The organism is Empedobacter sp. UBA5987 (assembly GCF_002429865.1).
GTDB classification, from domain to species: domain Bacteria; phylum Bacteroidota; class Bacteroidia; order Flavobacteriales; family Weeksellaceae; genus Empedobacter; species Empedobacter falsenii_B.
The window spans coordinates 18665-44534 of the sequence record NZ_DJBB01000063.1; the positions used below are offsets into that span (position 1 = coordinate 18665).

The window sequence follows — 25870 nt, forward strand, 5'->3', positions numbered from 1 at the left end:
AAATGACATGACTAATTTTAGTCTTTTGAAACAGCTTTTTTCTTTCATTCGAAAATAAATATCTTTATCAAAATTTAAAACTTATGAAAAAATTAGCACTTATTTTGGGATTATTCATCGGTAATTTTTCGGTTGCGCAAACTGTAAATGATGTTCCGATTAAAGATATCAATGTTGATTATGTACAGATTATTGGAACTGGGCGAGGTTTGAGTACAAAAATGAATATTCGATTGGATTTTGGACAAGAAACCAAATCTTTTTCACTGAAAAATGGTTTGAAAATAAAAGATGAACGCGGAATTTCAGTGAAATTCAATTCGATGATTGATGCGTTGAATTTTATGTCTGAAAACGGATATGAATTTCAGTTTGCCTACACATCAAAAGAAAATGATAACGATGCGCTTTATTATATTTTAAAGAGAAAAAAATAAAAAAATCCTCAACTTATGTTGAGGATTTATATTGAGAGAAATTCAATTCTTAATTAATTTTTTGAGCAACGTAATCACTTTCGTTTCCTAAACGATCGACAGCTTTTAGTGCAACTGCTGTTAAACTTTTACCATCTTTGTGTTTCAAAATTGTTTGGTTTGTTTTGGTTTTATCCAAAATAGACGTTTCCCAATCGTTGTTGTAACGTGTGTATAAAATCCATTTCGATACATTCGAATTCATTTTATAATCGTTCCAATTCATCACAACTTCTGATGCTTTTGCATTTACAGACAAACTTGGTTTTGCCAAACGATCTGCCTTAATCCAATTCATAGTTGGCACCAAAGCTTTGGTTTTGTATGGACCTTCTTTTAGATAACTCAACATCGAAGGATTTTTCGTTAATCCAGCAATACTCCAGTGAATAACACCTACATTATTTTGCAAAATCTCTCCAGCCATTTTTACCTGATTTGTAATCTCAGTTGTTCTATCTGAAACTTTCACTTCTACCGTATTCAAACCTGGCCAAAGATGACGGTTATGTGTATTTTCTGATTTCCACCATTCTAATAATTTCGGAAAACTTTGTCCTGTCGAATTAATTGGCCAATACAATTGTGGCGAAAAATAATCAACCCAACCTTTGTTCAACCATAATTTTGCATCTGCATACAATTCATCATATTGCGAAGAACCTGTAATTCCAGCAGGATATCCTGGTTTCCAAATTCCAAAAGGACTAATACCAAATTTTACAAAAGGTTTTTCTGCTTTGATTTCTTTATAAATACGCTCAATAATTGTATTCACATTTTGACGACGCCAATCTGCTCTCGACAACATTCCTCCATTATTCTTGTAAACATTCCAAGTTGAATTATCTGGAAAGTCTGCACCACCATTATACGATGCATATGGATAGAAATAATCATCAAAATGAACACCATCAATATCATAACGCGAAACGATATCACGAACAACTTCCGAAACGTGATCTTGCGTTTTTTTGTCAGCAGGATCAAACCAATACATGCCATTTTTCAATCTCACCACATTACTTGGCGATCTTTTCACCATCGATTCGTTTGTCACTGGACCTCCACTACTGTGATGCGCTCTGTAAGGATTTAACCAAACATGCAACTCAATTCCACGTTTGTGTGCTTCTTCCACCCAAAATTCTAACGGGTCATAATATGGCGAAGGCGCCTTACCTTCTTCTCCAGTTAAAAAGTAAGACCAAGGTTCGAAATTACTTTTATACAAAGCATCTGCCGCTGGGCGAACCTGAAAAATAACAGCATTAAAATTGTTTGCTTCTAACATATCCAACAACTTTATTGCTTCATCTTTTTGTTGCGTTGTTGTCAAATCTTTTTTAGAAGGCCAGTTAATATTTGCAACAGAAGCTACCCAAGCTGCACGAAACTCACGATTTACTTCAGGTAGTTTTACTGTAAAAACTTCATCTTTCTTGTTCGGAATTTCAGTTTTTGGCGTAGTAGCAATGGTTGACTTCGTAGATTCGACAGGTTTTATAGGCTGCTTAGATTCTACTTTTTTATAAACTATTTTTTTCGAATTTTTATTTGAAGCACACGAAGATAAGCCAATTGTAGCTATTCCGAAACACATCAAAATATATTTAAAATTAATTTTCATTCGTTGAAATATGTATTTTTAGCGTTACAAAATTAGTAATAAAGCTTTATTAATCCAGATTTTATCAAATATTTAGGATATCTAGATTTTCCTTCTCTATTAAATTTACAAAATTTTTCGCTTCAAAAAGTGTTCTATAAATTTTATTCTTTACATTTTTGTACTCATCTATAATTGATAAAAATATGTTTCTAATTATATGTTTTGGCGTATTGATTATTTGTGTAAATGTTATTTTACAATCAACTGTTACGGTTTATTCGCTAAAATATCTACATAAATATAATCTCAAAAAACAACGATTAACGTTTAGTGAAGTGCTTTGGCAAATGGCAATTTCAGTATCTTTCTTGACTTTATTGCACGGTGCACAATGTACAATTTGGGCGGCTACTTTTTATTTCAATCCAAATATTGACAATTTATATAGTTTTCAAGAAGCAATCTATTTTTCATTAATCACTTTTACAACCGTTGGTTACGGTGATGTTGTGATTGATAGCGAATGGAAAATTATGGCTGGATTAGAAGCTATAAACGGAATTATGATGGTAGGCTGGTCAACTGCGTTGATGTTTTCTTACCTACAAATTATCTTAAAGAAGAATATTACTCAATAAAAAAATCCCTTCAAAAATTTTTGAAGGGATTTTTAATTAATATTTATTTTTTTCCAAATTAACTTTCAATTCTTTGTAATAATCTGGCGCATTTGCATCTTTTTCTAAAGCTGTATTGACCCATTTCAACGCTTGATTTCGATCCAATTTATTCGAATAATAGAAGTTTGCCGAATTGTAAAAATCTCTTGCAGAAGAATTTTCGTTCAATTGATCTCCAATCATTTTTAAAACTTCGTTAATTGTATTCGTTTCAATATCCAAAACAACCGTTGTGTTATCCCAAGCTAATACCAAATTCGCTGATTTTTGCGTCACATTTGTAAAACGAATCTCAAACGTTTCTGTCTTGTTCATCGATTTTGTTGACGGAGCTTTCACTTTCAAAGCGATATTCGACTCCTTCCACTCTTTCGGATTTCCCCAGTTTTTCGTGTCTTTGTAAAAAATTACCTCCCACTCCTCTTTATTCGGAATGCTATACAACGCATATTCGCCAGCAGCCAACTCTTGTCCATTCACTTTGATTGGTTTATCAAATTTGATGACCGTATTTTCATTCGCACCAGTTCGCCAAACTTCTCCATTCGGTACCAATTTTCCAAATACTTTTCTTCCGTTTACATTTGGTCGATTATATTCAACTTCAAATTCTGTCAAACCTACTTTTTGCTCAACTTCAGCATGAGAACTTACCGCAGGAAATTTCATTTGCGCAAAAGCACAACTCCCTATTAACAAAGCCAAAACTGTTGATGTTATTTTCATATAATTATTTCTTATTCTTTATTTTATCTGTTTTTTTGTCGTATCCATACGGACAATGTTTACATCCACTTTTGCAACAATATCCTCTTTTTTTTAGATATTGTTCAGTAAATATTCTGAAACCTTCTGGAGATAAATAATAATCTCCTTCTTCAAACTTTTTCATTTCTAATGCTGTGAAATTACAACTTTTATCTATAAACTATCATTAATTTTGGTATGATAATTATTTGCGAAACTTCCTATAAATTTACGATTTTTAATGCTTTTTAAATCAATATCTTCTCAGATTGATTAATTTTGCAACAAAATCGAATTACCTAAATCATGTTTGTAGTTGTTTTGAGTCATTTGTTCCGAAAAAATTTTATTGGAATCACCATTTTTCCTTTCATTTTTTTGAGAGATAAAAAACTGAAAAATGATGAAGTTTTAATCAATCACGAAACCATTCATATCATTCAGCAACTCGAACTTTTGGTTGTTTTTTTCTATCCTTTTTATTTGATTGAATATGCGATCCGATTAATTCAATATCGCGATCAACACAAAGCTTATCGCAATATTAGTTTTGAGCGTGAAGCTTATGCAAACGAACACAATTTGAATTATTTGAAAAAACGAAAATTTTATAGTTTTCTAAAATACATCTAATGATTTGGAACGATTATAAAGCTCAAATTCAGAACATTGACATCAAACATTTAACTTCTCAAAATATTCAACTTTCTATATTAAGAGAAGATTTGATTCATCCCGAAATTTCTGGAAATAAATACCGAAAACTGAAATATAATTTTATTGAAGCTGAAAAACAAGGTTTCAAAAAATTGATAACGTTTGGTGGTGCTTTTTCCAATCATATTGCAGCAACGGCGGCAGCTGGTCAACTTCATCATTTCGAAACTATTGGCATTATTCGTGGAGAAGAATTGAAAGATAAAATCGATGAAAACCCTACATTACGTTTTGCAAAAAAATGTGGAATGCAATTGCATTTTATTTCGAGGGAAGAATACCGAAAAAAGGATGAAGTAGAATTTATTAATCATTTAAACACTAAATACCCAAATACTTACGTTATTCCAGAAGGAGGCACAAATGATTTTGCTATAAAAGGTTGCGAAGAAATTCTGTACGATGATTGTTTCGAATATGATTTTATTGCTTCGGCAATCGGAACTTGCGGAACAATTGCTGGATTGATTGAAAGTTCGAAACCTCATCAAAAAATTTTAGGTTTTCCGAGTTTAAAGGGAGATTTTATCCAAAATGAAATCGAAAAATTGACAAATAAAACCAATTTTACTATTTTTAATGATTATCATTTTGGCGGATATGGGAAAGTTTCGGATGAATTAATTACTTTTGTAAATGATTTCAAGCGAATTAACCATATTCAATTGGATCCTATTTACACTGGAAAAATGGTTTTTGGTATTTTTAAATTAATTAAAAATCATTATTTTAGTGATAATTCTAAAATTCTTTTGGTTCATACAGGCGGATTGCAAGGAATTGAAGGAATGAACAAACTTTTAAAGAAGAAGAACAAAAATATTATAGAATGAAAAAATTGTTATACGTTTTTAGCTTAGTGTTGACGATTTCGACGCAAGCACAAGAAAGTAGAGACATAACTTACATTCGAAAACATGCTATTTTAGCTGTTGAAGAAATGCAACTTTACAAAGTTCCGGCAAGTATTACGTTAGCACAAGGATTATTGGAAACTGGAGGCGGACAAAGTAAATTAGCCGATCAAGCCAATAATCATTTTGGAATAAAATGTAAAGGTCCTGAAGAATGGTCGTTGGATAAACCTCGTATTTATCACGATGATGATGCGAAAGGTGAATGTTTTAGAAAATATTCTTCAGTTGAAGAAAGTTATAGAGATCATTCTAAATTTTTAGCTTTAAGACCTTATTACAAAGCTTTATTTTTCTTAGATCCAACAGATTATAACGCTTGGGCAAATGGTCTGAAAAAATCTGGCTATGCAACTGATCCAAAATATGCTTCAAAATTAATTTCGAGAATTGAGAAATATAATTTAGATCAATTTGATAAGATTTCTCCAGAAGAAGTTTATACAAAATTGTATACATTATACAACAATCAGGATGATATGATGATGGCAAATAATTCATCGAAATCTAAAACGAAGAAAGAATCTAAAACAATCAAAGAAGAAATTGCATTAGCGTCTTATCAACCAAATAATAATAGTATAGAGAAAAATGAGCCTAGTGTAAATAACAAAACAATTGCTTACGAAACTCGTCCTCAAAATCCTACAACTCGCATTAAAAATCACAAGAATAATATTCCTTATATTGTTGCACAAGCAGGAGAAACAATTGCGACAATTTCTAAAACGTACAACAAAGTTCCTTCGGATATTGCGAATTTCAATGAAATACAAATGGGTTCTAAATTGAAAGATGGACAAATTGTATTCTTCGGAAAAAAGAAAACAAAAGGTTCTGATTATTCGTACAAAGTGCAAGAAGGTGACGATATGTACACGATCTCGCAACGTTTTGGTGTGAGAGTTAACAATCTATACAAGCTAAATCGTATGGAACCAGGTGAACAACCTAGAGTTGGACAACGAATTAATTTGAAAACAAAAGTTAGAGCATAATAATTTCAATAAACTTAAAAAAGCTTCCAAAAGGAAGCTTTTTTTATTTCATCGTTTTAGAAAACATTTAATTATTTAAACTAATCAAATCCTAATTTAACAAACTTTCATTATCTCATTTATAAATCTTCCACATTTACTAGACACACCAACAGACACTTAAAAATCAACACTTAACTTACTAAATTAGATTAATAAAAAAAAATAAATAACGATGATATCCTTTTTCATTTTAAAGCTTAGGTTTTAAGCTGAATTATATGATGTATATATGTTTTAGCTTTACAATTTAGGTTTATCATTAAGATTCAGAGTTTCATTAATTTATAAACGATTAGAATTATATCAAAAAAAACGCCACCCAAATTGGGTGGCGCTTGTTATTAAAATTAATATCTAAAGTTAGTTTTTAACAACTTTTGTTGTCTTAGTACTTCCATCAGCATATTTAATTGTTACAATATAAACACCTTTGCTAAGTGCTGATAAATTAAGCTCTGTAGCTGGTTTCATATTTGCTAATGTTCTTCCAGAAAGATCAGTAACAACAATAGAAACAGCATCTTTAACATCAGAGATTCTTAACACATCTTTGAATGGATTAGGATATATTGATATCGTAGTTTTACTCATATCTGACACACCTAATTTTCCTACATTAACAGTGTAATCTTCCATCTCACCATATGCCTCGTTTGCATTATTTGGTCCGCAAGCGAAATGATGACCAAAAGCATCTGCTTTTGATGCAGATAATACAACTCTCATTCTTGTTTTTCCTAATTTTGCATCAGCAGGAATAATTATATCTTTAGTAAGAACTTCTGCAAGTCCTGTTCCTACGTAAGTATACTCATTTTCTTCAAAAGTACCATTCTGGTTAAAATCAATCCACACACCTACAGATTCATATAACCAACCATCACCTGAAGGTCCAACTTTTACAGAAATAGGATAAGTTCCTCCAGTAGACACTTCTGCAACCAATGATGTGAAATCAGAATAACCTGTTGCTCCACTACAACTAGAATCTTTATTAACTCCTGCAAATGTTACATTTTCAATAACATCACCATCGTTACAAATCATATTAATTCCGTTGTTACAATAAGTATAGTTAGCAGCTGTTGTAAATGAAATCTCTTCACATCCTGTTGCATCACCTGTTTCATTTGAAGCTACCACTTTTACAAAATATTTCGTATTAGCAGCCATAGAAGTAGCATAACTTGTTTCTGTAACTTCTTTTCCATCTACTATATCATAAACTCCAGAAGAAGTCCCTATATAAACTTTATACTTATCTGCATTATCAACAGTATTCCAAGTAATTTTAGTAGTTGTTGCTACATTAACTGCATCTTTTGTTGGAGCTGTAATTGTAACACAATCAGGAAGTGTTGCTACCCCTTCTTTTATATCAAGTGTATAATCTTCGACTTGACCAAATGTAGTATTTCCACATGGCTGAGGATCTGTAAGAAATGCCGTTCTAACTCTCATACGAGTTTTTCCTAATTTTGCATTAGAAGGTATTTTAACAAGCCCTGTTGATGTAGCTGCATTTACAGTCATATTTGTTTTTTCGTCATCTGTAAATACTCCATCTTGGTTATAATCAATCCAAATACTTGTTTTATCACGAGAAAAATTAGCAATCTTAACTTCAATTGGATATCCTTTATTTGTTTGAACATTACCTACTATATTAGTAAAATCTTCGTATCCATTATTATCATATAAAGGTGTCGATGCATTATCTATGTCTGCAAATTTAACATTAACTATTCTTTCATAATCATTATTAGTAGAAGTCGCTTGAGCATCACAATAAGTAAGTGCAGTAGATTTTACTTTAATTGTATACTCTTCCACCTGACCATTTCCAACATCTGAACAAGCTGTAGAAAGAGAATTATGAATAGCTGTAGCCCCTGTGAAATTATATTTCACTCTCATTCTCTTCTCTCCTGCTTTAACACCTGTTGGAATAGCTAAATCTCCTTTTAAATTAATTAAACCACCTGTTACAACATTTGATACCAACATTGTACCAGCTGTATTGAAATAAGCTTCTCCTGCATCATCAAAATCACCATCTTCATTCCAGTCGATGTATATCACAGTAGCAAAATTATTACTTCCCGATCCTATTCCAGATAAAGTAAATGGCACCGACGTTACATCATCATTGATTTCGAATTTTGTTGCTGTAAAATTTTGATGAGCTTCATACGTTCCAAAAGTAGTAGCCGCTTCATCAGATATTTTTTCAACATCTCCAAATTTGAATGATTTAATTGGAAACATCTGAGCAGGAATCGTACTAATAATCGGTCCACAATAAGGAGCAAACGAATTTTCACCTGTTGTAAATGTAGTTTCCACACAACCTACAGCATCTCCTAAATTATTCGTTGCAACAATTTTAGCAAAATATTTCGTATTAGCCGCCAATGCTTGAGCTGCTGGTAACATATAACCAGAAGATTGTTCTTCTCCATTTATTGCATTATAAGTTGCTGACACACTTCCTAAATACAATTTGTAAGCATGTGCATTTGTAGCAGTTCCCCATGTAAAAGTTGGTCTTACAAAAACATCTGTCGCACCATCTGCTGGAGCAGAAAGAGTAGTACAACTTGGAATAGCATCAACGTTTTGTACAATTGAAATATTATCTAAGAATACTAATGCTCCGTTAGTATTATTCGCACTTGAACTTGTTACTGAAATTCTAAACCTAAAATTTGCTCCATTAACAATTCCATCAGCTATAGAGGCTGTAACATGTACACATTCACCTGTTGTTCCACTATATGGAATCGTTGAAACTGTTGTAAAAGTAGTCCCTATAGAAGCAGTAGAATATTGTACAAGAATATCTCCTTTAAGTTCCCCTACATTATTTTGTAAGAAATCCTCTATGACATAATCAAAGCTAATATCAACTTGCTTTCCATTAGTCACCATCGCAGCAGGCTTAGTATAAGTAAGAGTAGCTGTTTTTCCAGAGGCAGCAGTTCCCACTAAAGCAGCTCCCCAAGCTCTGTCAGCTCCAGTACACCCCGCATTATTATACACTCCTGTATAGCTAGCTGGTGTATAACCTCCAGCTCCAACCCAAGTCGTCGGAAGCGCTGTTCCTTCGAACCCCTCTTTAACTGAGACTTGTGCATTCGCGCCAATACCTAGCGCTATACCACATAATAGTAAAATTTTCTTCATGTATTAATTCATTAAATATTAGTAATACAAATATACATTTTAAATATCAATACAAAAAAATAATACGGAATTATTTAATAAATAATTAATAAAAACACCATTTTAATAACTTATTAAAACATATTTAAGAAAATAAATCTACATACATTAAAAAAAACACCTCTAAAAAGCATAATTTTAGAGGCATTTTTAAAAACTATTTTTTTTATTTCATCATCTTGAGAAGATCAACCAATTGTTGATTGATTCCTCCTGTTTGATAATCCATCGGAGCAGGTGCACGATCTATCATAATATTTCCTTCTTTGTCTAAAATAATAAAAGTCGGAATGTATTCTATCTTATAATCAAAGCCAAAGTTATCTTCTCTTCCTGCAAATAACTGTACACCAGACATCTGATTTTCTCTCACCATTTTTTCCCAAATTGGCTTATCTTCTAATTTATCCAAAGAAACACTTACAAAATGAATTGGCGCATCATGAAATTGTTTTTCCAATTCTTTCATAAAAGGAATTTGAACTTTGCAAGGTCCACACCATGTTGCCCAAATATCCATGTAGACATATTTTCCTTTGAAATCTGATAAGTCAAATCGTTTTCCATTGATATCAGCCAAAGAAAAATCTGGTGCTTTTATCAATTCTTTCGGAATTTCAGATTCTGGTGATTCTTTTTTTGCAACAGAATCAATCTTTTCTATTTCAGCAGATTCTTCATTCTTTTGTTCAGATTTATTACAACTAAAAAGTGTGAAAATCGCGGACAAAATTAGTAGGTTCGTTTTCATTTTATTTTTCAAATAAGTATTAAAAAACTTGATAATATCTATAAGTCTTTCGTCAAAAATAAACATTTAAACGTTAGCAATTTCATAAAATACCTCATTTCACTTGACAAAGGGGGTGCTGACATCGTATATTTGCAAAAAATTGTACAATTATGAAAATGAAAACCTCCGATTTCGACTTTACTTTACCTGAAGAACTTTTAGCAGATCGTCCTTCTGAAAACAGAGACGAAGCTCGCTTAATGGTTGTTCACCGTGACACCGGAGAAATTGAACATAGACAATTTAAAGATCTTATCGAGTATTTCGACGAAGGAGATGTAATGATTCGTAACAATACGAAAGTTTTTCCTGCTCGTTTGATGGGTAACAAAGAGAAAACTGGTGCTCAAATCGAAGTTTTCTTGTTAAGAGAATTAGATGCTGAGACTCGTTTATGGGATGTTTTGGTTGATCCAGCGCGTAAAATCCGTATCGGAAATAAATTATTCTTCGATAATGATGATACATTAGTTGCAGAGGTTGTTGACAATACGACTTCTCGTGGACGTACTTTACGTTTCTTATTTGATGGATCTTACGAAGAATTCCGTGCAAAATTGAAAGAATTAGGAGAAACTCCACTTCCAAAATATATTTTACGTGACGTTGAGCCAGAAGATGCAGAGCGTTACCAAACAATTTATGCAAAACACGAAGGAGCAGTTGCTGCGCCTACAGCTGGTTTACACTTTTCTAAACACTTATTAAAACGTTTAGAAATCAAAGGAGTTGATTTTGCTGAATTAACATTACACATTGGTTTAGGAACTTTTCAGGCTGTAGAGGTTGAAGATTTATCTAAACACAAAATGGAGTCTGAGCAAGTTATTATTCCTCAAGAATCTGCTGATTTAGTAAATCGTGCAATTGACGAGAAGAAAAAAGTTTGTGCTATTGGTACAACTTCTATGCGTTCTATCGAATCTTCTGTTTCTGCAGATGGTCATTTAAATGCTTTTGATGGTTGGACAAACAAATTTATTCACCCTCCATATGATTTCTCTATTGCAAATTGTATGATTACAAACTTCCACACGCCAAAATCTACATTAATCATGATGATTTCTGCGTTTGCTGGTCACGATTTAACAATGAAAGCATACAACGAAGCTGTAAAAGAAGGATACAAATTCTACTCTTACGGAGATGCAATGTTAATCTTATAAGACAAGTTTGAGTACAACAAAAAAAGATATACGAAAGCTTTCACAAGCTGAGATTGAAGATTATTTCAAAGAGATTGGAGAAAAATCATTCCGCGCAAAACAAGTGTACGAATGGTTATGGAAAAAGAATGCGCATCAATTTGATGACATGACGAATATCTCAAAAGCTCTACGTGAGCAATTGGGAGAATCTTTCCAAATTCAACCTGTTGAAGTTGATCTTCTACAAAAATCTAACGACGGAACCATCAAGAATGCGGTTAAACTTCATGATGGTAACGTTGTGGAATCTGTTTTAATTCCGACTGATTCTCGCACAACTGCATGCGTTTCTTCGCAAGTTGGTTGTAGCTTGGATTGTACTTTTTGTGCAACAGCGCAATTAAAACGTATGCGTAACTTAACAGCTGCCGAAATCGTCGATCAAGTTGTGATTATCGATGAAGAAAGTAAACGTTATTTCAATCGTCCTTTAAGCAATATCGTATTTATGGGAATGGGAGAACCTTTGTTAAATTATAACGAAGTAATTTCTGCCATCAAAAAAATCACATTGCCAGAAGGACTAGGAATGGCTCCAAGACGAATTACAGTTTCTACTTCGGGAATTCCTAAAATGATTGAAAAACTGGCTGACGAAGATTTACGTGTTAACCTTGCGGTATCTTTACATTCGGCTCGAGAAGAAGTTCGTAATGTGATTATGCCTTTTTCTGTTAAATTTCCGTTGACGGATTTAATGGATAGTCTTCAATATTGGTACCAACAAACAGGTTTACGAATTACGTTCGAATATATTGTTTGGGGCGGTGTTAATGATAAAAAAGAAGATATCGATGCATTGGTAAAATTCTGTCGAAAAATTCCTTCTAAAGTGAATATTATCGAATATAATTCGATTGATGACGGAATCTACAAACAAGCATCAGAAGAAGCAGTTAACAATTATATCAAAGCTTTAGAATCCAACAATATTGTGGTAAATGTACGTCGTAGTCGCGGAAAAGATATTGATGCAGCTTGCGGACAATTAGCCAATAAAACTGGAAATGATTAAAACATAATCAAATGAAATATTTAGCCATATTTTTATTTTTGATTCTGACTAAATTCTCTTTCGCGCAAATAGTAGAAAACATCGATACAATTTCTATTGATGATTATAAAATGGAAAGTATCAACTTACCGCCTACTTTGAACGAAATTTCGACTTTAGAATATGAAAAAGAAGATAAAAATGTGGCTTCTTTTTGGGGTTTAAACGATTCTGATTCCAAACCAGAATTGTATCGTTTTGATGCAAAAACAGGTAAAATTATCAATACTATTTTCATCACAAATGCTCCAAATATCGATTGGGAAGAATTGTCTTCGGATGATAATCGAATTTATTTTGCTGATTTTGGAAATAATTTGGGCAAACGAAAAGATTTAGCCATTTATTTTATCCAGAAATCAAACATCGATTATTCAAAATCTTATCAGCAATTAAAAGCTGAAAAAATAGAATTTTATTATCCAGAACAAGAAACTTTTCAGTTCAAAAATATGACGACAAATTGGGACGCAGAAGCATTTTTTGTCTACCAAAATCAATTGCATATTTTTACAAAAGAATGGTCAAATATGTCAACGTCTCATTATGTTGTTCCTATTGACTCTTCTAAAAAACACGCAGCCAAAAAGTTAGAAACTTTTCCTACAAATTACGCTGTAGCTGCTGCTTATATCGATGCTGATGTAAATAGTTCTACCAAAGGAATTTATCTATTGGGCTACACAAAAGAAGCGTTAACTTTTATCAATTGGTTCGATTTGCCAAAAGATAACAATCAGTTATTCTTCACTTCTCAAGTTAAAAAAATAAGTTTACCTTTGGGCTTCACGACACAGTTGGGACAATTGGAAGGTATTTCAGTTTTGCCAACCGAAAACAAAATTTGTTTTAGCGGAGAGGAATTTAACTATAAAGGATTCTATGCAAAACAGGTTGTACATTGCATCAATAATTTTACGAATTAAAAAAATAAATTTTGGGTAACACGGTAGATTTGATTAAAGCTCCGATCGCGGAGGAAATGAAATTGTTTGAACAGAAATTCTTCGAATCGATGAAGAGTAATGTTTCGCTTCTTGACCGTATTTCCAATTATATCGTGCGCAGAAAAGGAAAACAAATGCGTCCGATGTTTGTATTTTTAACTGCAAAATTAAATGGCGAAGTACAAGAACGTACCTATCGTGCAGCTTCTTTTATCGAGCTTATTCACACCGCAACTTTAGTACACGATGATGTAGTGGATGATAGTACATTGCGTCGTGGTTTCTTTTCACTTAATGCGATTTGGAAGAACAAAGTAGCTATTTTGGTGGGAGATTATTTTTTGTCAAAGACCTTAATTATTTCGACTAAAAACAAAGATTTTGATTTACTTGAAGTTGTTTCGGTTGCGATACAGGAAATTTCGGAAGGTGAATTATTGCAAATCGAAAAAGCGCGAAAACTTGATATTACAGAAGATGTATACTTCGAGATTATTCGAATGAAAACGGCAACGCTTATCGCAGCTTGTTGTGAGGCTGGAGCACGTTCTGTTGGTTGTTCGGAAGAAGTAGCGAAAAAAATGCATCGTTTTGGTGAATTGGTTGGAATTGCCTTTCAGATTAAAGATGATTTGTTTGATTATACCACTTCTAATGCAATTGGAAAGCCTGTCGGAATTGACATCAAAGAACAAAAAATGACGTTACCGTTGATTTATTCAATCAATACAGCGAATGAAAAAGACAAAAAATGGTTGATTAATTCGGTAAAACGTTACAACAATGACAAAAAACGTGTACGAGAAATTATTCAGTATGTAAAAGATCACGGCGGAATTGAGTACACGCAAAAAATGATGAAACAATATAGCCAAGAGGCTTTAGATATACTATACGAATTCCCAGAAAGTGAATTTCGAAATTCATTGGAAACAATGGTGAAATACGTTATCGAAAGAGAAAAATAACAAAAGGACTTCTAATTGAAGTCCTTTTTGTTTTACATTAAGAATTAACAGTTCTAAGCTCTGGATGCGATATTGAAACAAGTTCAATATGACTCCGATAAATTAAGATCTATTTTCAATAATAAATTAGCGGAAAATGTCAAGCTGAATTGAATTCAGCTTCTCATCACTTTAAAAACTAAATCAACCTCACGACATTACGAATTAAGTCAGCTTGGTTCTAGACACTTTGTTTACAACATAAAAAAAGCCATTACAAACCGTAATGACTTTATATTTTGATTAAAACCTTATTTTTAAATGGATTTCTGATAAATATAATCATCCATAATATATCCATTTCCAATGTCAAATGTTTTTGATTCCATATTCTTGAAACCATTTTTCTCATAAAAACGAATTGCTTTCGCATTGTGTTTATTCACTGTTAAATGAACAGCTTTTGCTCCTTTTTCTCGCGCATAATCTACAACTCTATTCAACATCAATTGTCCAATTCCTTTGGTTTGATTAGACTCTTTCAAGTAAATTTTGGATAAGAAAACAGTATTATTTTCATCTAATTTGTAATGCAAATAACCAGACGGAACATTATCAATTTTCAGGATTTCCCAAACATCTCCATTTGCAATTCCTTCGTTTACTTTGTCAGTATTATACATCATATCAATCATATAATTGATTTGATCTTGGGATAATAAATCTTTGTAACATTCGTTCCAAATCTCATTTGCTAAAGGTTGAACCAAATGAATATTTTTTTCATTAACCGTATGAAAATGAGGATAAACGTCCAATTTTACTGGATTTATTTTTTGATTAACTTCTAAATTTTGTAGAATTTCATCTTTACGCTTTTCGATATCTGCAGAAAACATTTCCATTGTCCATTTACGTTTAAGATGATAGTAATAGAAAACACCAATAAATAGAAAAATAATTGTTTCTCCAATCCAAACAAATTTTGACTTACTCAATTCAACAGGATTCATGATATCAATATCAATTATACTAGTTACTTTAAGAGCCACTAATGCAAATACTAATAGAACAATTCCAAAAAAATACATTCCAATAACACTTAGAATTGTTTTAACTTTGTTCTTCTTAAAAAACTTAGCTAAAAAATAATATTGTACCGAGAACAAAAATAATATAATAAAATCCACTTAATTTAAATTTTTATATCTCACAAAAATACGAAAAATATGCCCGCAAACATTTATATTTGTATGAAACATATCAAAACAAAAAGTGATTTATTATGTATAGCGATAAATTTCAAAACTACTTACAAACGCAATTGAATGATTTAGAAGAACAAGGATTATTCAAAAAAGAACGCATCATTGCTTCTCCTCAAAGTGCAGAAATTACATTAGAAAATGGTAAAACATTACTTAATTTTTGTGCGAACAACTATTTAGGATTATCTGATAATAAAGACGTTATCTCAGCTTCTCAAAAAATGTTAGATGACCGCGGATACGGAATGTCTTCGGTTCGTTTTATTTGTGGTACGCAAGATGTACACAAACAATTAGAGAAAAAAATCGCTAATTTCTTAGGAATGGAAGATACGATTTTATATGCTGCTGCTTTTGACGCAAATGGTGGTGTTTTTGAGCCTTTGTTTACAGAAGAAGATGCTATTATTTCTGATGAATTAAACCACGCTTCTATTATTGATGGTGTTCGTTTATGTAAAGCTGCTCGTTATCGTTATAAAAACAATAATATGGCTGATTTAGAGGCTCAATTAATTGTAGCTTCAGAAAAAAATCATCGTTTCAAAATTATTGTAACAGACGGAGTTTTCTCTATGGATGGTATCGTTGCAGACTTAAAAGGTGTTTGTGATTTAGCTGATAAATACGATGCTTTGGTAATGGTTGATGATTCTCACGCAACTGGTTTTATTGGAAAAACTGGACGTGGAACACATGAGCACAACGAAGTAATGGGACGTGTAGACATCATTACATCTACTTTAGGAAAAGCTTTAGGTGGTGCAATGGGTGGATTTACTTCTGGTAAAAAAGAAGTCATCGAAATGTTACGTCAAAAATCTCGTCCATATTTATTCTCTAACTCTTTAGCTCCTGGAATCGTTGGCGCTGCTTTGCAAGTGTTAGAAATGTTAGAAAATGACACAACTTTACGTGATAAAGTAATGTGGAATGCTGAATATTTCCGCAAAGAAATGGTTGCTGCTGGTTTTGATATTCCAGAAGGTGATGCTGCAATTGTACCTGTTATGTTGTATGATGCAAAATTATCTCAAGTAATGGCAGACAAATTATTAGATGAAGGTGTTTATGTAATCGGATTCTTTTTCCCTGTTGTTCCTCGTGATAAAGCACGTATTCGTGTACAATTATCTGCAGCACATACAAAAGAGCAATTAGATCATACAATTGCTGCTTTTACAAAAGTTGGTAAAGAATTAGGAGTGATTAAGTAAGAATTTCTTTTTTTCAATATTATATTAGCGACTAAAAATATTTAGTCGCTTTTTTATATATTTAACTTATGCTTTTCAAAAATAAAACATATCAAATAACGACAAATCTTTCTGAACAAGAAGTTTTTAAAATACTAAATGATAATACAGAAGAAAAAAGAATTCGTTTTTCTAAAAGTAAATATGAATTTGAAGGGATAGTTTATAAAGATCATTTCAATTTGATGAAAACGATTAGCGGACGAAATAGTTTTAATCCTCAAATTATTGGTCATTTCAATACCAACGACAATAAAACCACTATTGTTTACAATTTAGAATTAAACTCTTTTGTTTCAATATTTTTCATTGTTTGGATAAGTATTGTGACTTTATTTTTTATAATCTCACTTTTTCAAATTATTACTAATGGAATTCATAATTTTTTACCTTTAATTTCTATTCCGATGTTATTTTTTGGATTCATATTATATTTTGTTGCTACAAAAATGTCTGAGGATAAAATCACTGAAACTTTTGAAAAATTATTTAAAGAAAAAGTTCAAGAAGTAAAATAATTCAACGCCACTAATTGTCTCTCAAAATCCTTACTTTTACAACAATTCAACGAAAGAAAATTTCAAAATGGCTCAATTCATAGAAAATGTTGTAAAAGATTTAGTCCAAAATCAAAAAAACTTTATCAACACCACTTTAGTTTTACCAGGAAAACGTCCGATGTTATTCTTCAAACAAGAATTTCAGCGTCAAGCGCAAAATATCATTCTTCCACAAATGAAAAGTATTGAAGAATTGATGAGCGAACTTTCTGGTTTAGAAATTATTTCTGGAATTAATCTATGGTTCAAAGCGTATCAAGCTTATAAAAAAATCGTTGACAAACCTGATTCTTTCGAAGATTTTATCAAATGGGGACCAACTGTTTTGAAAGATTTTGATGATATCGATGCTTCTTTGCAGCCTGCACATAAAGTTTTAGACTATTTGGTTTCGGTGGAACGAATTAGTCAATGGGGAGATGGAAAAATTGAGATTGGGAAAAATGAAATCATTCAAAATCACTTAACGTTTTGGGGAATTGTTTCGAAATTATATTTTCAGTTACAACAAGATTTATTGGATTCGAAAGAAGGATATGCTGGAATGGTTTTCAGAATTGCGAGCGAAAAAGTTGAAGAAATTGTTGAAAATAGAACTTCACATTATGTTTTTGCTGGATTTAATGCGTTGACAAAAGCAGAACAAGCATTGATTTTTCGTTTAGAAAAAGAGAATTTAGCCACTTTATATTTTGATGCAGATAAATATTATTACGAAAATCCAAATCAGGAAGCGGGTTCTTTTCTTCGTAAATATAAAGAGAAAATAAAACCGATAAATTGGGTGGTTGATGAATTTTCGAAACCCAAAAATTTGCAAACAATTGGTGTCGCAAAACAAGTTGGACAAGCAAAATATATTGCTGATTTAATTAGAAATCTCAACGAAGATGAAATAAAAAATACAGCTTTAATTTTGGCTGATGAATCTATTTTACCAGCAATTCTCAATTCGTTGCCCGAAAATATCACGCACCTTAATATTTCGATGGGAATTCCCTTGCGTTCGGTTCCGTTAGCGCAATTTTTCAAATCAATTTTTGAGTTGCAAATGAATCGGGAGAAGTTAGGAAAAGGAACCATGTTTTATTTCAAAAATGTCTTACAAATTCTTGAAAATAAAACATTATCTCTTTTTAGCACGGAAGAAAGTCGAAAATTAATTGGAGATATTCGATTACAAAATAGAATATTTAATTCACAAAACTCTATTCAGAATTCGTTAGGAGAATCAATCTTTAAATCTATTTTTCATATTCCGAAAAGTATCACTGAATTTATTCATCATCTAAAAAATTGGACAGACGATTTATTGCATCATCCTTCGATGAACGATTTATTGACAAAAGAATATTTGTTCTTTTTCAAAAAAGTTTTCAATCAATTGCACGAAAATTTGTTGAGTGTTGATGATATCAAAGATTACAGAACCTTGTTTTTATTGTACAACAAAATCGTTTCTTCCGAGACAATTTCCTTTATTGGAGAGCCTTTACAAGGTTTACAATTGATGGGATTATTGGAAACGCGTTTATTGAATTTCGATAATATTATCATGACTTCTGTGAATGATGAAATTTTGCCTTTGGGACGACAAAACAATACATTTATTCCGTATGATATTCGCAAACAAATGAAATTGAATACTTTTACAGAAAATGATTCGATTTATGCATATCACTTTTATCGTTTGATTCAGCGTGCGAAAAATGCTTATTTCGTGTACGATACCGAAGCTGATGGAATGGGTTCTGGAGAAAAATCTCGCTTTTTAGCTCAAATCAAATTTGAAAGTAATCACGAAGTGAAAGAAACTTTTGCTGCACCAAGTTTTGTCACAAAACCTTTAAAAGAAATCATTGTTCTAAAAACTGATGAAACAATGGCAAAGCTTCAAAATTGGGCTGAATATGGAATTTCTCCATCTTCACTTTCGACCTATTTACGCAATCCGTTAGATTTTTATGAGCAACGTGTTTTTAATGTGAATGAAGTCGAAGAAGCCGAAGAAATTGTAAGCGCAAGAACATTAGGAAACATTGTACACGGCGCATTAGAGGATTTGTACACGCCTTATATTGGACATATTTTGCATGAAAATGATTTCAAAAATATCGAAAAAATAAAAGATAAAACCTTACAAGAACATTTTAGCAAAGAATATAAAGATGGGCATTTGGATAAAGGACCAAATTATTTGATCTATAAAATTGCAGAACGAATTGTAGATGGCGTTTTATCTAAAGATGTGACTACAGCAAAGGAAAATGAATTTATAATTCAAAGTTTGGAAAGCAAGCATGAAATTGATTTCTCGCTAACAAATGGCAAAATTGTAAAACTGAAAGGTGTAATAGACCGAATTGATTCTGTCAATAATCAAATCCGAATTATTGATTACAAAACTGGTTATGCAAAAGATATTTCGGTAAAAACCGAAGAAATAGAAACCGTTTACCAAAAAGAAGATAAAGCCAAACAATTGCAATTAATTTTCTACGCACATTTATTTTATGCAGACAAAGAAAATCTAAATAAAGACATTGAATTGTGTATTTATCCCATCAAATTTCCAAATAAAGAATTGATTAAACTTTCTGTAGATAAAAATACAACCATCGATTATTCGATTGTCGAAAATTCTACCGCACCGATGTCAACATTAATAGAAGAGATTTTAAATCAAGAAATTCCGTTCAAACAACCAGAATAGTACTCAATACACCATAAAGAAAACCCTTTGTAAACACTACATACAAAGGGTTTTATATTTAATTTGGTGTATAAATCGATTTATATTCTTAATAATTTGCTAAAAAATAGTAGTTTTGGAAAAGTTTAAAATCGCATAATGAAAAACAATAAACTTTTTATAGCTATTATTATTGCCCTACTTATCGGGGTTGCGCTTGGAGGATATGTACATTATAATACCTCGCCAGAATTTATTAAAACATTTTCTACTAACATAAAACTTCTTGGTACTATTTTCATTCGTCTTATTCAGATGATTATTGCGCCTTTAGTTTTCTCAACTTTAGTAGTTGGTATTGCTAAAATGGGTGATATGAAAATGGTTGGACGTGTTGGTGGACGTGCAATGGGGTGGTTTATCACAGCTTCACTTACTTCTTTGGTGATTGGTGCTATTGTTATCAATGTAATGAAACCTGGAGAAGGATTGAACATTGAAATCGATTCAAGTTCTGCTCAAGATTTATTAAAAGGTCAAGCTTCGCTTACATTAGAACATTTCATTACACACATGATTCCTAAATCTGTTTTCGAATCATTTGCAACGAATGAAATCTTACAAATCGTTGTTTTCTCTATTTTCTTTGGTGTCGCAATGGCAGCTTATGGAAAAGAAGGAGAAATGATTACGAAAGCGTTAGACAAAATTTCACATATCGTTTTAATCATGGTTGGATATGTAATGTGGACTGCGCCATTAGGAGTTTTAGGAACTATTTCTGCTGCTATTGCAACGTACGGATTCGGTATATTCTTACTTTATGTTAAATATTTAATCGCCTTCGTAATTGGTATTTTGCTTCTTTGGGCTGTTTTAATTTTGGTTGGATATTTCATCTTAGGAAAACGAGTAATCGACTTATTAAGACACATCAAAGCGCCATTATTAATCGCTTTCTCTACAACTTCATCAGAAGCTGTATTCCCAAAATTAGTTGAAGAATTAGAAAAATTTGGGGCTCAAAAGAAAATTATTTCGTTTACTTTACCGCTCGGATATTCCTTCAATTTAGATGGATCGATGATGTACATGACGTTCGCGTCGCTATTTATCGCGCAGGTTTATGGAATTCACATGCCGATCGAGAAACAAATTTTGATGTTATTAGTCTTAATGCTTACTTCAAAAGGTGTTGCAGGTGTGCCAAGAGCTTCATTAATTGTAGTGGTTGCAACTTGTTCGATGTTTGGAATTCCACCAGAAGGAATCGCATTGATTTTACCAATCGACCATTTCTGTGATATGGCTCGTTCGATGACGAATGTTCTTGGAAATGCTTTATCGACTGTTGCAGTTGATAAATGGGAAGGACACGTCGCAATTGAGCAAACATATACACACGATGATGATCATCACAAAGCTTAAATAAATTGCTTTTCAAAAATATTACAAGAAATGCGACCTGATTAAGGTCGCATTTCTTGTAATAATCTCATTCGTTAACCGATTACAATTCGTTATAGTTAGAGAATTTAGGATGAACAATTCGTTTCCATTCCGGATGTTTCTTGATGTAGGCATATACATAAGGACAATACGGAAACAAAGGATTTTTATGTTCCTCCAAATAAACCAATGTTTTTTCTACCAAAGCAGCTGCAACGCCTCTTCCTCCTAATTCTTCAGGAACTTCGGTATGAATCAATTTGATAATATCATCTTCTTCTTTATAATCTATAAAAGCGATGTATCCGTCTACATTCAGCTCAAAACGAAAAGCTGATTCATTTTTTACAACCTGTAAAGGAATTAATTCTTCATTCATATTATTTCTTTTTTTATGACAATAATCCGATAAAAATCTATTTTCAGAATTGATATACATCAAAAAAGCAATCAAAAACTTTGATTGCTTTTTCCTAATACTTTATACTGATTTCAACTCTATTAATGTTATTTCTGGCCAAACACCTACTCTTCCTGGGTAAAAATGATAACCAAATCCGCGATTTACATTGATAATCTTTCCTTCAAAATCATAAAAACCTGCCCATTGCGGATACACATATTGCGCCGGACTCCAACGCAAACCAATTTTCGGAACTTCAATTCCTAATTGCATTCCATGCGTATGTCCAGACAAAGTCAAGTCAAAATGTTTCGGATGATTTTTCAATATCTCATTCCAATGCGAAGGATCATGAGACATCACAATTTTAAAATCTTCTGTATTTACATAATTCGAAGCTGCATCAATATCACCTAATTTCTTAAATCGTGTTCCCCAATTCTGAACGCCAATCAACGCAATTTTTTCACCATTCTTTGTAATAAATCGGTTTTCATTCAATAATAATTTCATTCCAATCTTAGGGAAAATCGCTTTGATTTTCTCAAAATTATCTTGCTTTTCTTCCTCCGTTTTCCAATCCGAATATTCACCATAATCATGATTTCCTAACACCGCAAAATTACCGTGTGGCGCTTGTTTTATTTTCGAAAAAACATCGTACCATTTATCCATTTCCCAATGAAAATTATTGACAATATCTCCCGTAAATAACAATATATCAAACTCTTGTTGATTAATTAAATCGACAGCATATTCTATTTTTTCACGATTATCCAAACTTCCCGAATGAATATCTGTAATATGTAAAATCTTGAAGCCGTCAAACGATTTTGACAAACGTTGATACGCCAATTTTTTCTTGATTACTTTGAAATTATATTTTCCTAATGTCATTCCATAAATCAAACTAAAAAATGGTATTGAAGCCACTGTTAATCCAGAAATCATTACAAATTTTCGGCGAGAAGGTAAATAAGAATCTTCTTTTGTTGGATGATTTGTTGCACGATTAAATAGCCAACCAAATCCTCTAAAAATATCTTGAATCAAGAAAAATAGAACCAAAATAATTCGAGGAAAACCAAACAACATAAACAAACCTGTTGCCCACATTGTCGTTTGTGTTTGACCAACATTACGATCAAAAAAGATTAGATTATATCCAAAATTACCCAAAACAAGTAACCACAAAAGCATATTTCCGAAAAGAATATAGTTGTTTTGAATGAATTTTTTAAAGTTAAAATATAGGTAAATTTCAAGTATTATTGAAATAATTATTGACGTGATAACACTATAAACAAACATTATTTTATTTGATTTTGAACAAAAATAAAAGAAATCTTTTTAACAGTGATTCATTATTAAATTCTTAACAGAACATTATAAAATTTATAAATGATTCTGAACAAAAATTTGCGTGATAAAAACGTAACTTTGTAATATATTTTTAAGCATAAATTATGAAAAATAGACTACCTGTAACGGTACTTTCTGGATTTCTTGGAAGCGGAAAAACGACACTTCTTAATCATATATTACACAACAAAAAAGGACTTAAAGTAGCAGTTATCGTGAACGATATGGGCGCAGTAAACATTGATGCTCAAATGGTTTCTCGCGAAAATGATTTAATTCAAACGGATGAAAAATTGGTTGAATTGAGCAATGGTTGCGTTTGTTGTGAATTGCGAGAAGATTTGATTGTAGAAATTGAGAAGTTGGCACAATCAGAAAAATATGATTATTTGGTTATCGAAAGTTCTGGTATTTCTGATCCAGGTCCTATTGCGCAATCATTGGATTTTGTTTCTCCAGATGGTAAAATTGATTTGCCAAAAGTTGCGCGTTTAGACACGTTGGTAACTGTAGTTGACGCTTATAATTTCTTCAAAAATTTAGGAACTGATGAAGATGTTTTTGATCGAGGTTTTACAGAAAATAGAGAAGATAATCGTCCGATTGTGAATCTTTTAATCGATCAAATTGAATTTTCGAATGTGATTATTTTGAATAAAATGGATTTGGTTGAAGAAGAAACGTTGATGAATATTGAAGCGTTTGTGACAAAATTAAATCCTTCTGCTAAAATAATTCCTGCAAGTTTTTCTCACGTTGAATTAACTGAAATTTTGAACACCAATTTATTTGATTTTGAGAAAATTCAGGATATGGATGCTTGGGTAAAATTATTAGAAGAGCAAGAAAAAGAGGAGCATCACCATCATCATCACGACCATGATCATGAATGTGGTGAACATTGTACGCACAAACACCACGATCATTTGGAAGAAAAATATGGAATGACTTCTTTTGTTTACAGACAAAAAATTCCATTTCATGCAGAACGTTTTTTAACGTATTTGAATGATCATTTTCCTGCAACGATTTACCGTTCCAAAGGTTTATTTTGGTTAGCAAATCGTCCTGATGAAGCTATATTCTTGAGTCAAGCTGGTGGTAGTATCCGAATTGATCCTGCGGGGGCTTGGTGGTGCTCGATACCATATGACGAAAGAATTCAGTTTGCAGCGTATCAATTTAATCAAAAAACGATTGATGCAAAATGGTCGAAAGAATGGGGAGATCGAATGATAGAACTTGTTTTTATTGGACAAGGTTTGGACAAAGAAAAAGTTACACAAGAATTAAATTCTTGTTTGCTGAATGAGCAAGAAATTGCAGAATGGCAAGCAAAACATAATTAAAATAAAAGAACCTTATTTCAAATCGAAATAAGGCTCTTTTTCTTATCTTCCTTGTTCTAAAGATTTAAACAGATTTATTTCATTTATCAATTCACTTGTCCTTTCCTAAAGACTCGGTTAATTACAAACGAGTATGTTTGTAATAAAAATTTGGAACGCGTATTTATATTTTTTGCTTCTGATTAAATGAATAAATCAAGTAAAATAGAAATGGTAAAATAAATATCGAGCCGAGTAATAATGCCCAAGCTAACATATTTATTGTGCTCATTGCGCCATAATCTTTCAATAAAGATAATGTTGAACCATCTTTAAATAATACCAAACTCGGAAAATGCGAATAAGATGCTGCAAACAAAATCATCATCACAATTATTCCAGCATAAACTTTCAACAAAGAATCCTTCGCTTTATTTAAGGCTGAAAGTAATAATACAATCGAGATTGATGCTATTGCAATTGCGATATAACCGTAAATTTCTGATATAATCCAACTAAATAATGGAATGTTTTTCCATAGTGAAACAGCAAACACCAATGCGCCAGCAACAAAAATTAAAGCTGTATAAATCTTCGCACGTTTTCTTAAAATCACTTTATCTTCATCATTTTTTACAGTTTGAATTGAATAAACCGAAGCCAAGAAAGCACAAATCACAACAGTGAAAATTCCAACCGAAAAATTAAACCAACTTAACCACGAAAATATATATGCATCTTGAAACGAAAGTGCATTATCATCAATACTTCCCGAAACGATAGATCCTGCTATTATACCCAAAAACAAAGGTGTTACAACACTTGAATAAGTAAAAATGACATCATACAAATTGTGCCATTTATCGTTGATTGCATCATAATTTCTGAACGTAAACGATGTTCCACGTGCGATGATTCCCAACAACATAATCACCAACGCAATGTGTAAATAATTGGAAACATCTGCATAAATCTTAGGAAAACCAACAAACAAAATTACAATTGCAATGATTAACCACATATGATTTGCTTCCCAAATAGGTCCTATCGAATTGTACATAATCTTCTGCGTACGTTTTTTGTAACTCTTTTCAGAGAATAATTCGACAATTCCAGCACCGAAATCTGCTCCTCCTAAAATTAAATATAAACAGATGGCAACCCACAAAAATGCTATTACTACGTAAATCAT

At 31.9% G+C, this 25870-nt stretch carries 23 protein-coding genes; 14 read left to right on the forward strand and 9 right to left on the reverse strand.

The window, feature by feature from the left end:
• Positions 1 to 83: 83 nt before the first annotated feature.
• Positions 84 to 437 carry a hypothetical protein gene (locus B3J26_RS10835; RefSeq protein ID WP_038336316.1) on the forward strand — a complete coding sequence of 118 codons (354 nt, stop codon included), beginning with the start codon at positions 84 to 86 and terminating at the stop codon, positions 435 to 437.
• 49 nt (positions 438 to 486) lie between these two features.
• Here B3J26_RS10835 and B3J26_RS10840 read toward each other — a convergent pair whose 3' ends face one another.
• A complete protein-coding gene (locus B3J26_RS10840) occupies positions 487 to 2106 on the reverse strand; it encodes a glycoside hydrolase family 10 protein (protein ID WP_291074534.1) in 1620 nt (539 codons plus the stop codon).
• A 185-nt stretch (positions 2107 to 2291) separates the two neighbouring features.
• Between B3J26_RS10840 and B3J26_RS10845 the strand changes: the two genes are divergently transcribed.
• The gene (locus tag B3J26_RS10845; protein ID WP_280049537.1) at positions 2292 to 2726 is read left to right on the forward strand and encodes a potassium channel family protein; all 435 of its coding nucleotides are present in this window, start codon (positions 2292 to 2294) and stop codon (positions 2724 to 2726) included.
• 36 nt (positions 2727 to 2762) lie between these two features.
• Here the strand turns inward: B3J26_RS10845 and B3J26_RS10850 are convergent, their stop codons facing one another.
• Together B3J26_RS10850 and B3J26_RS10855 are read right to left on the reverse strand one after the other, a co-directional pair.
• Positions 2763 to 3494 carry a DUF2911 domain-containing protein gene (locus B3J26_RS10850; RefSeq protein ID WP_084106931.1) on the reverse strand — a complete coding sequence of 244 codons (732 nt, stop codon included), beginning with the start codon at positions 3492 to 3494 and terminating at the stop codon, positions 2763 to 2765.
• Between the two features lie 4 nt (positions 3495 to 3498).
• Complete coding sequence (locus tag B3J26_RS10855) at positions 3499 to 3660, reverse strand: DUF5522 domain-containing protein (RefSeq protein WP_160279602.1); 162 nt, start codon at positions 3658 to 3660, stop codon at positions 3499 to 3501.
• Between the two features lie 161 nt (positions 3661 to 3821).
• Between B3J26_RS10855 and B3J26_RS10860 the strand changes: the two genes are divergently transcribed.
• From B3J26_RS10860 to B3J26_RS10870, 3 genes are read left to right on the forward strand one after another with little or no spacing between them, the layout of a single operon-like run.
• Positions 3822 to 4148: a hypothetical protein gene (locus B3J26_RS10860; RefSeq protein ID WP_114999988.1), complete on the forward strand. Its 327-nt coding sequence runs from the start codon at positions 3822 to 3824 to the stop codon at positions 4146 to 4148.
• Complete coding sequence (locus tag B3J26_RS10865; RefSeq protein WP_291074536.1) at positions 4148 to 5065, forward strand: 1-aminocyclopropane-1-carboxylate deaminase/D-cysteine desulfhydrase; 918 nt, start codon at positions 4148 to 4150, stop codon at positions 5063 to 5065. Before B3J26_RS10860 ends, B3J26_RS10865 begins: the two co-directional genes overlap by 1 nt.
• Positions 5062 to 6144, forward strand: a complete 1083-nt coding sequence (locus B3J26_RS10870; RefSeq protein WP_291074538.1) for a glucosaminidase domain-containing protein — start codon at positions 5062 to 5064, stop codon at positions 6142 to 6144. Before B3J26_RS10865 ends, B3J26_RS10870 begins: the two co-directional genes overlap by 4 nt.
• A gap of 402 nt (positions 6145 to 6546) precedes the next feature.
• On the opposite strand, the gene B3J26_RS10875 is transcribed toward B3J26_RS10870, so the two are convergent.
• On the reverse strand, positions 6547 to 9372 hold the full coding sequence (locus B3J26_RS10875) for a GEVED domain-containing protein (protein WP_291074540.1): 2826 nt from the start codon (positions 9370 to 9372) through the stop codon (positions 6547 to 6549).
• 205 nt (positions 9373 to 9577) lie between these two features.
• Positions 9578 to 10162 carry a TlpA family protein disulfide reductase gene (locus tag B3J26_RS10880; protein WP_291074542.1) on the reverse strand — a complete coding sequence of 195 codons (585 nt, stop codon included), beginning with the start codon at positions 10160 to 10162 and terminating at the stop codon, positions 9578 to 9580.
• Between the two features lie 158 nt (positions 10163 to 10320).
• Here B3J26_RS10880 and queA point away from each other — a divergent pair, with 158 nt between their 5' ends.
• From queA to B3J26_RS10900, 4 genes are read left to right on the forward strand one after another with little or no spacing between them, the layout of a single operon-like run.
• Positions 10321 to 11370, forward strand: a complete 1050-nt coding sequence (gene queA, locus B3J26_RS10885) for a tRNA preQ1(34) S-adenosylmethionine ribosyltransferase-isomerase QueA (RefSeq protein WP_038336356.1) — start codon at positions 10321 to 10323, stop codon at positions 11368 to 11370.
• Positions 11371 to 11377: 7 nt separating this feature from the next.
• The gene (gene rlmN, locus B3J26_RS10890) at positions 11378 to 12427 is read left to right on the forward strand and encodes a 23S rRNA (adenine(2503)-C(2))-methyltransferase RlmN (RefSeq protein WP_038336309.1); all 1050 of its coding nucleotides are present in this window, start codon (positions 11378 to 11380) and stop codon (positions 12425 to 12427) included.
• An 11-nt stretch (positions 12428 to 12438) separates the two neighbouring features.
• On the forward strand, positions 12439 to 13392 hold the full coding sequence (locus B3J26_RS10895; protein WP_291074544.1) for a hypothetical protein: 954 nt from the start codon (positions 12439 to 12441) through the stop codon (positions 13390 to 13392).
• Positions 13393 to 13448: 56 nt separating this feature from the next.
• The gene (locus B3J26_RS10900; RefSeq protein WP_180906365.1) at positions 13449 to 14381 is read left to right on the forward strand and encodes a polyprenyl synthetase family protein; all 933 of its coding nucleotides are present in this window, start codon (positions 13449 to 13451) and stop codon (positions 14379 to 14381) included.
• 296 nt (positions 14382 to 14677) lie between these two features.
• Here the strand turns inward: B3J26_RS10900 and B3J26_RS10905 are convergent, their stop codons facing one another.
• Positions 14678 to 15451: a GNAT family N-acetyltransferase gene (locus tag B3J26_RS10905; protein ID WP_257468073.1), complete on the reverse strand. Its 774-nt coding sequence runs from the start codon at positions 15449 to 15451 to the stop codon at positions 14678 to 14680.
• Between the two features lie 194 nt (positions 15452 to 15645).
• Between B3J26_RS10905 and kbl the strand changes: the two genes are divergently transcribed.
• The 4 genes from kbl (at position 15646) to B3J26_RS10925 (ending at position 21564) form a co-directional block, all read left to right on the forward strand.
• On the forward strand, positions 15646 to 16845 hold the full coding sequence (gene kbl, locus B3J26_RS10910) for a glycine C-acetyltransferase (protein ID WP_114999975.1): 1200 nt from the start codon (positions 15646 to 15648) through the stop codon (positions 16843 to 16845).
• A gap of 68 nt (positions 16846 to 16913) precedes the next feature.
• Positions 16914 to 17402, forward strand: a complete 489-nt coding sequence (locus tag B3J26_RS10915) for a hypothetical protein (protein ID WP_291074547.1) — start codon at positions 16914 to 16916, stop codon at positions 17400 to 17402.
• 67 nt (positions 17403 to 17469) lie between these two features.
• The gene (locus B3J26_RS10920; RefSeq protein WP_291074549.1) at positions 17470 to 20157 is read left to right on the forward strand and encodes a PD-(D/E)XK nuclease family protein; all 2688 of its coding nucleotides are present in this window, start codon (positions 17470 to 17472) and stop codon (positions 20155 to 20157) included.
• Between the two features lie 138 nt (positions 20158 to 20295).
• A complete protein-coding gene (locus tag B3J26_RS10925) occupies positions 20296 to 21564 on the forward strand; it encodes a dicarboxylate/amino acid:cation symporter (RefSeq protein WP_280037926.1) in 1269 nt (422 codons plus the stop codon).
• 82 nt (positions 21565 to 21646) lie between these two features.
• Here the strand turns inward: B3J26_RS10925 and B3J26_RS10930 are convergent, their stop codons facing one another.
• Positions 21647 to 21964, reverse strand: coding sequence for a GNAT family N-acetyltransferase (locus B3J26_RS10930; protein ID WP_115002024.1), 318 nt, complete (start codon positions 21962 to 21964; stop codon positions 21647 to 21649).
• Between the two features lie 102 nt (positions 21965 to 22066).
• A complete protein-coding gene (locus B3J26_RS10935; RefSeq protein ID WP_312356108.1) occupies positions 22067 to 23188 on the reverse strand; it encodes a metallophosphoesterase in 1122 nt (373 codons plus the stop codon).
• Positions 23189 to 23454: 266 nt separating this feature from the next.
• On the opposite strand from B3J26_RS10935, the gene B3J26_RS10940 reads away from it, so the two are divergent.
• The gene (locus tag B3J26_RS10940; protein ID WP_291074554.1) at positions 23455 to 24699 is read left to right on the forward strand and encodes a GTP-binding protein; all 1245 of its coding nucleotides are present in this window, start codon (positions 23455 to 23457) and stop codon (positions 24697 to 24699) included.
• 163 nt (positions 24700 to 24862) lie between these two features.
• On the opposite strand, the gene B3J26_RS10945 is transcribed toward B3J26_RS10940, so the two are convergent.
• A complete protein-coding gene (locus B3J26_RS10945) occupies positions 24863 to 25870 on the reverse strand; it encodes a cytochrome d ubiquinol oxidase subunit II (protein WP_291074555.1) in 1008 nt (335 codons plus the stop codon).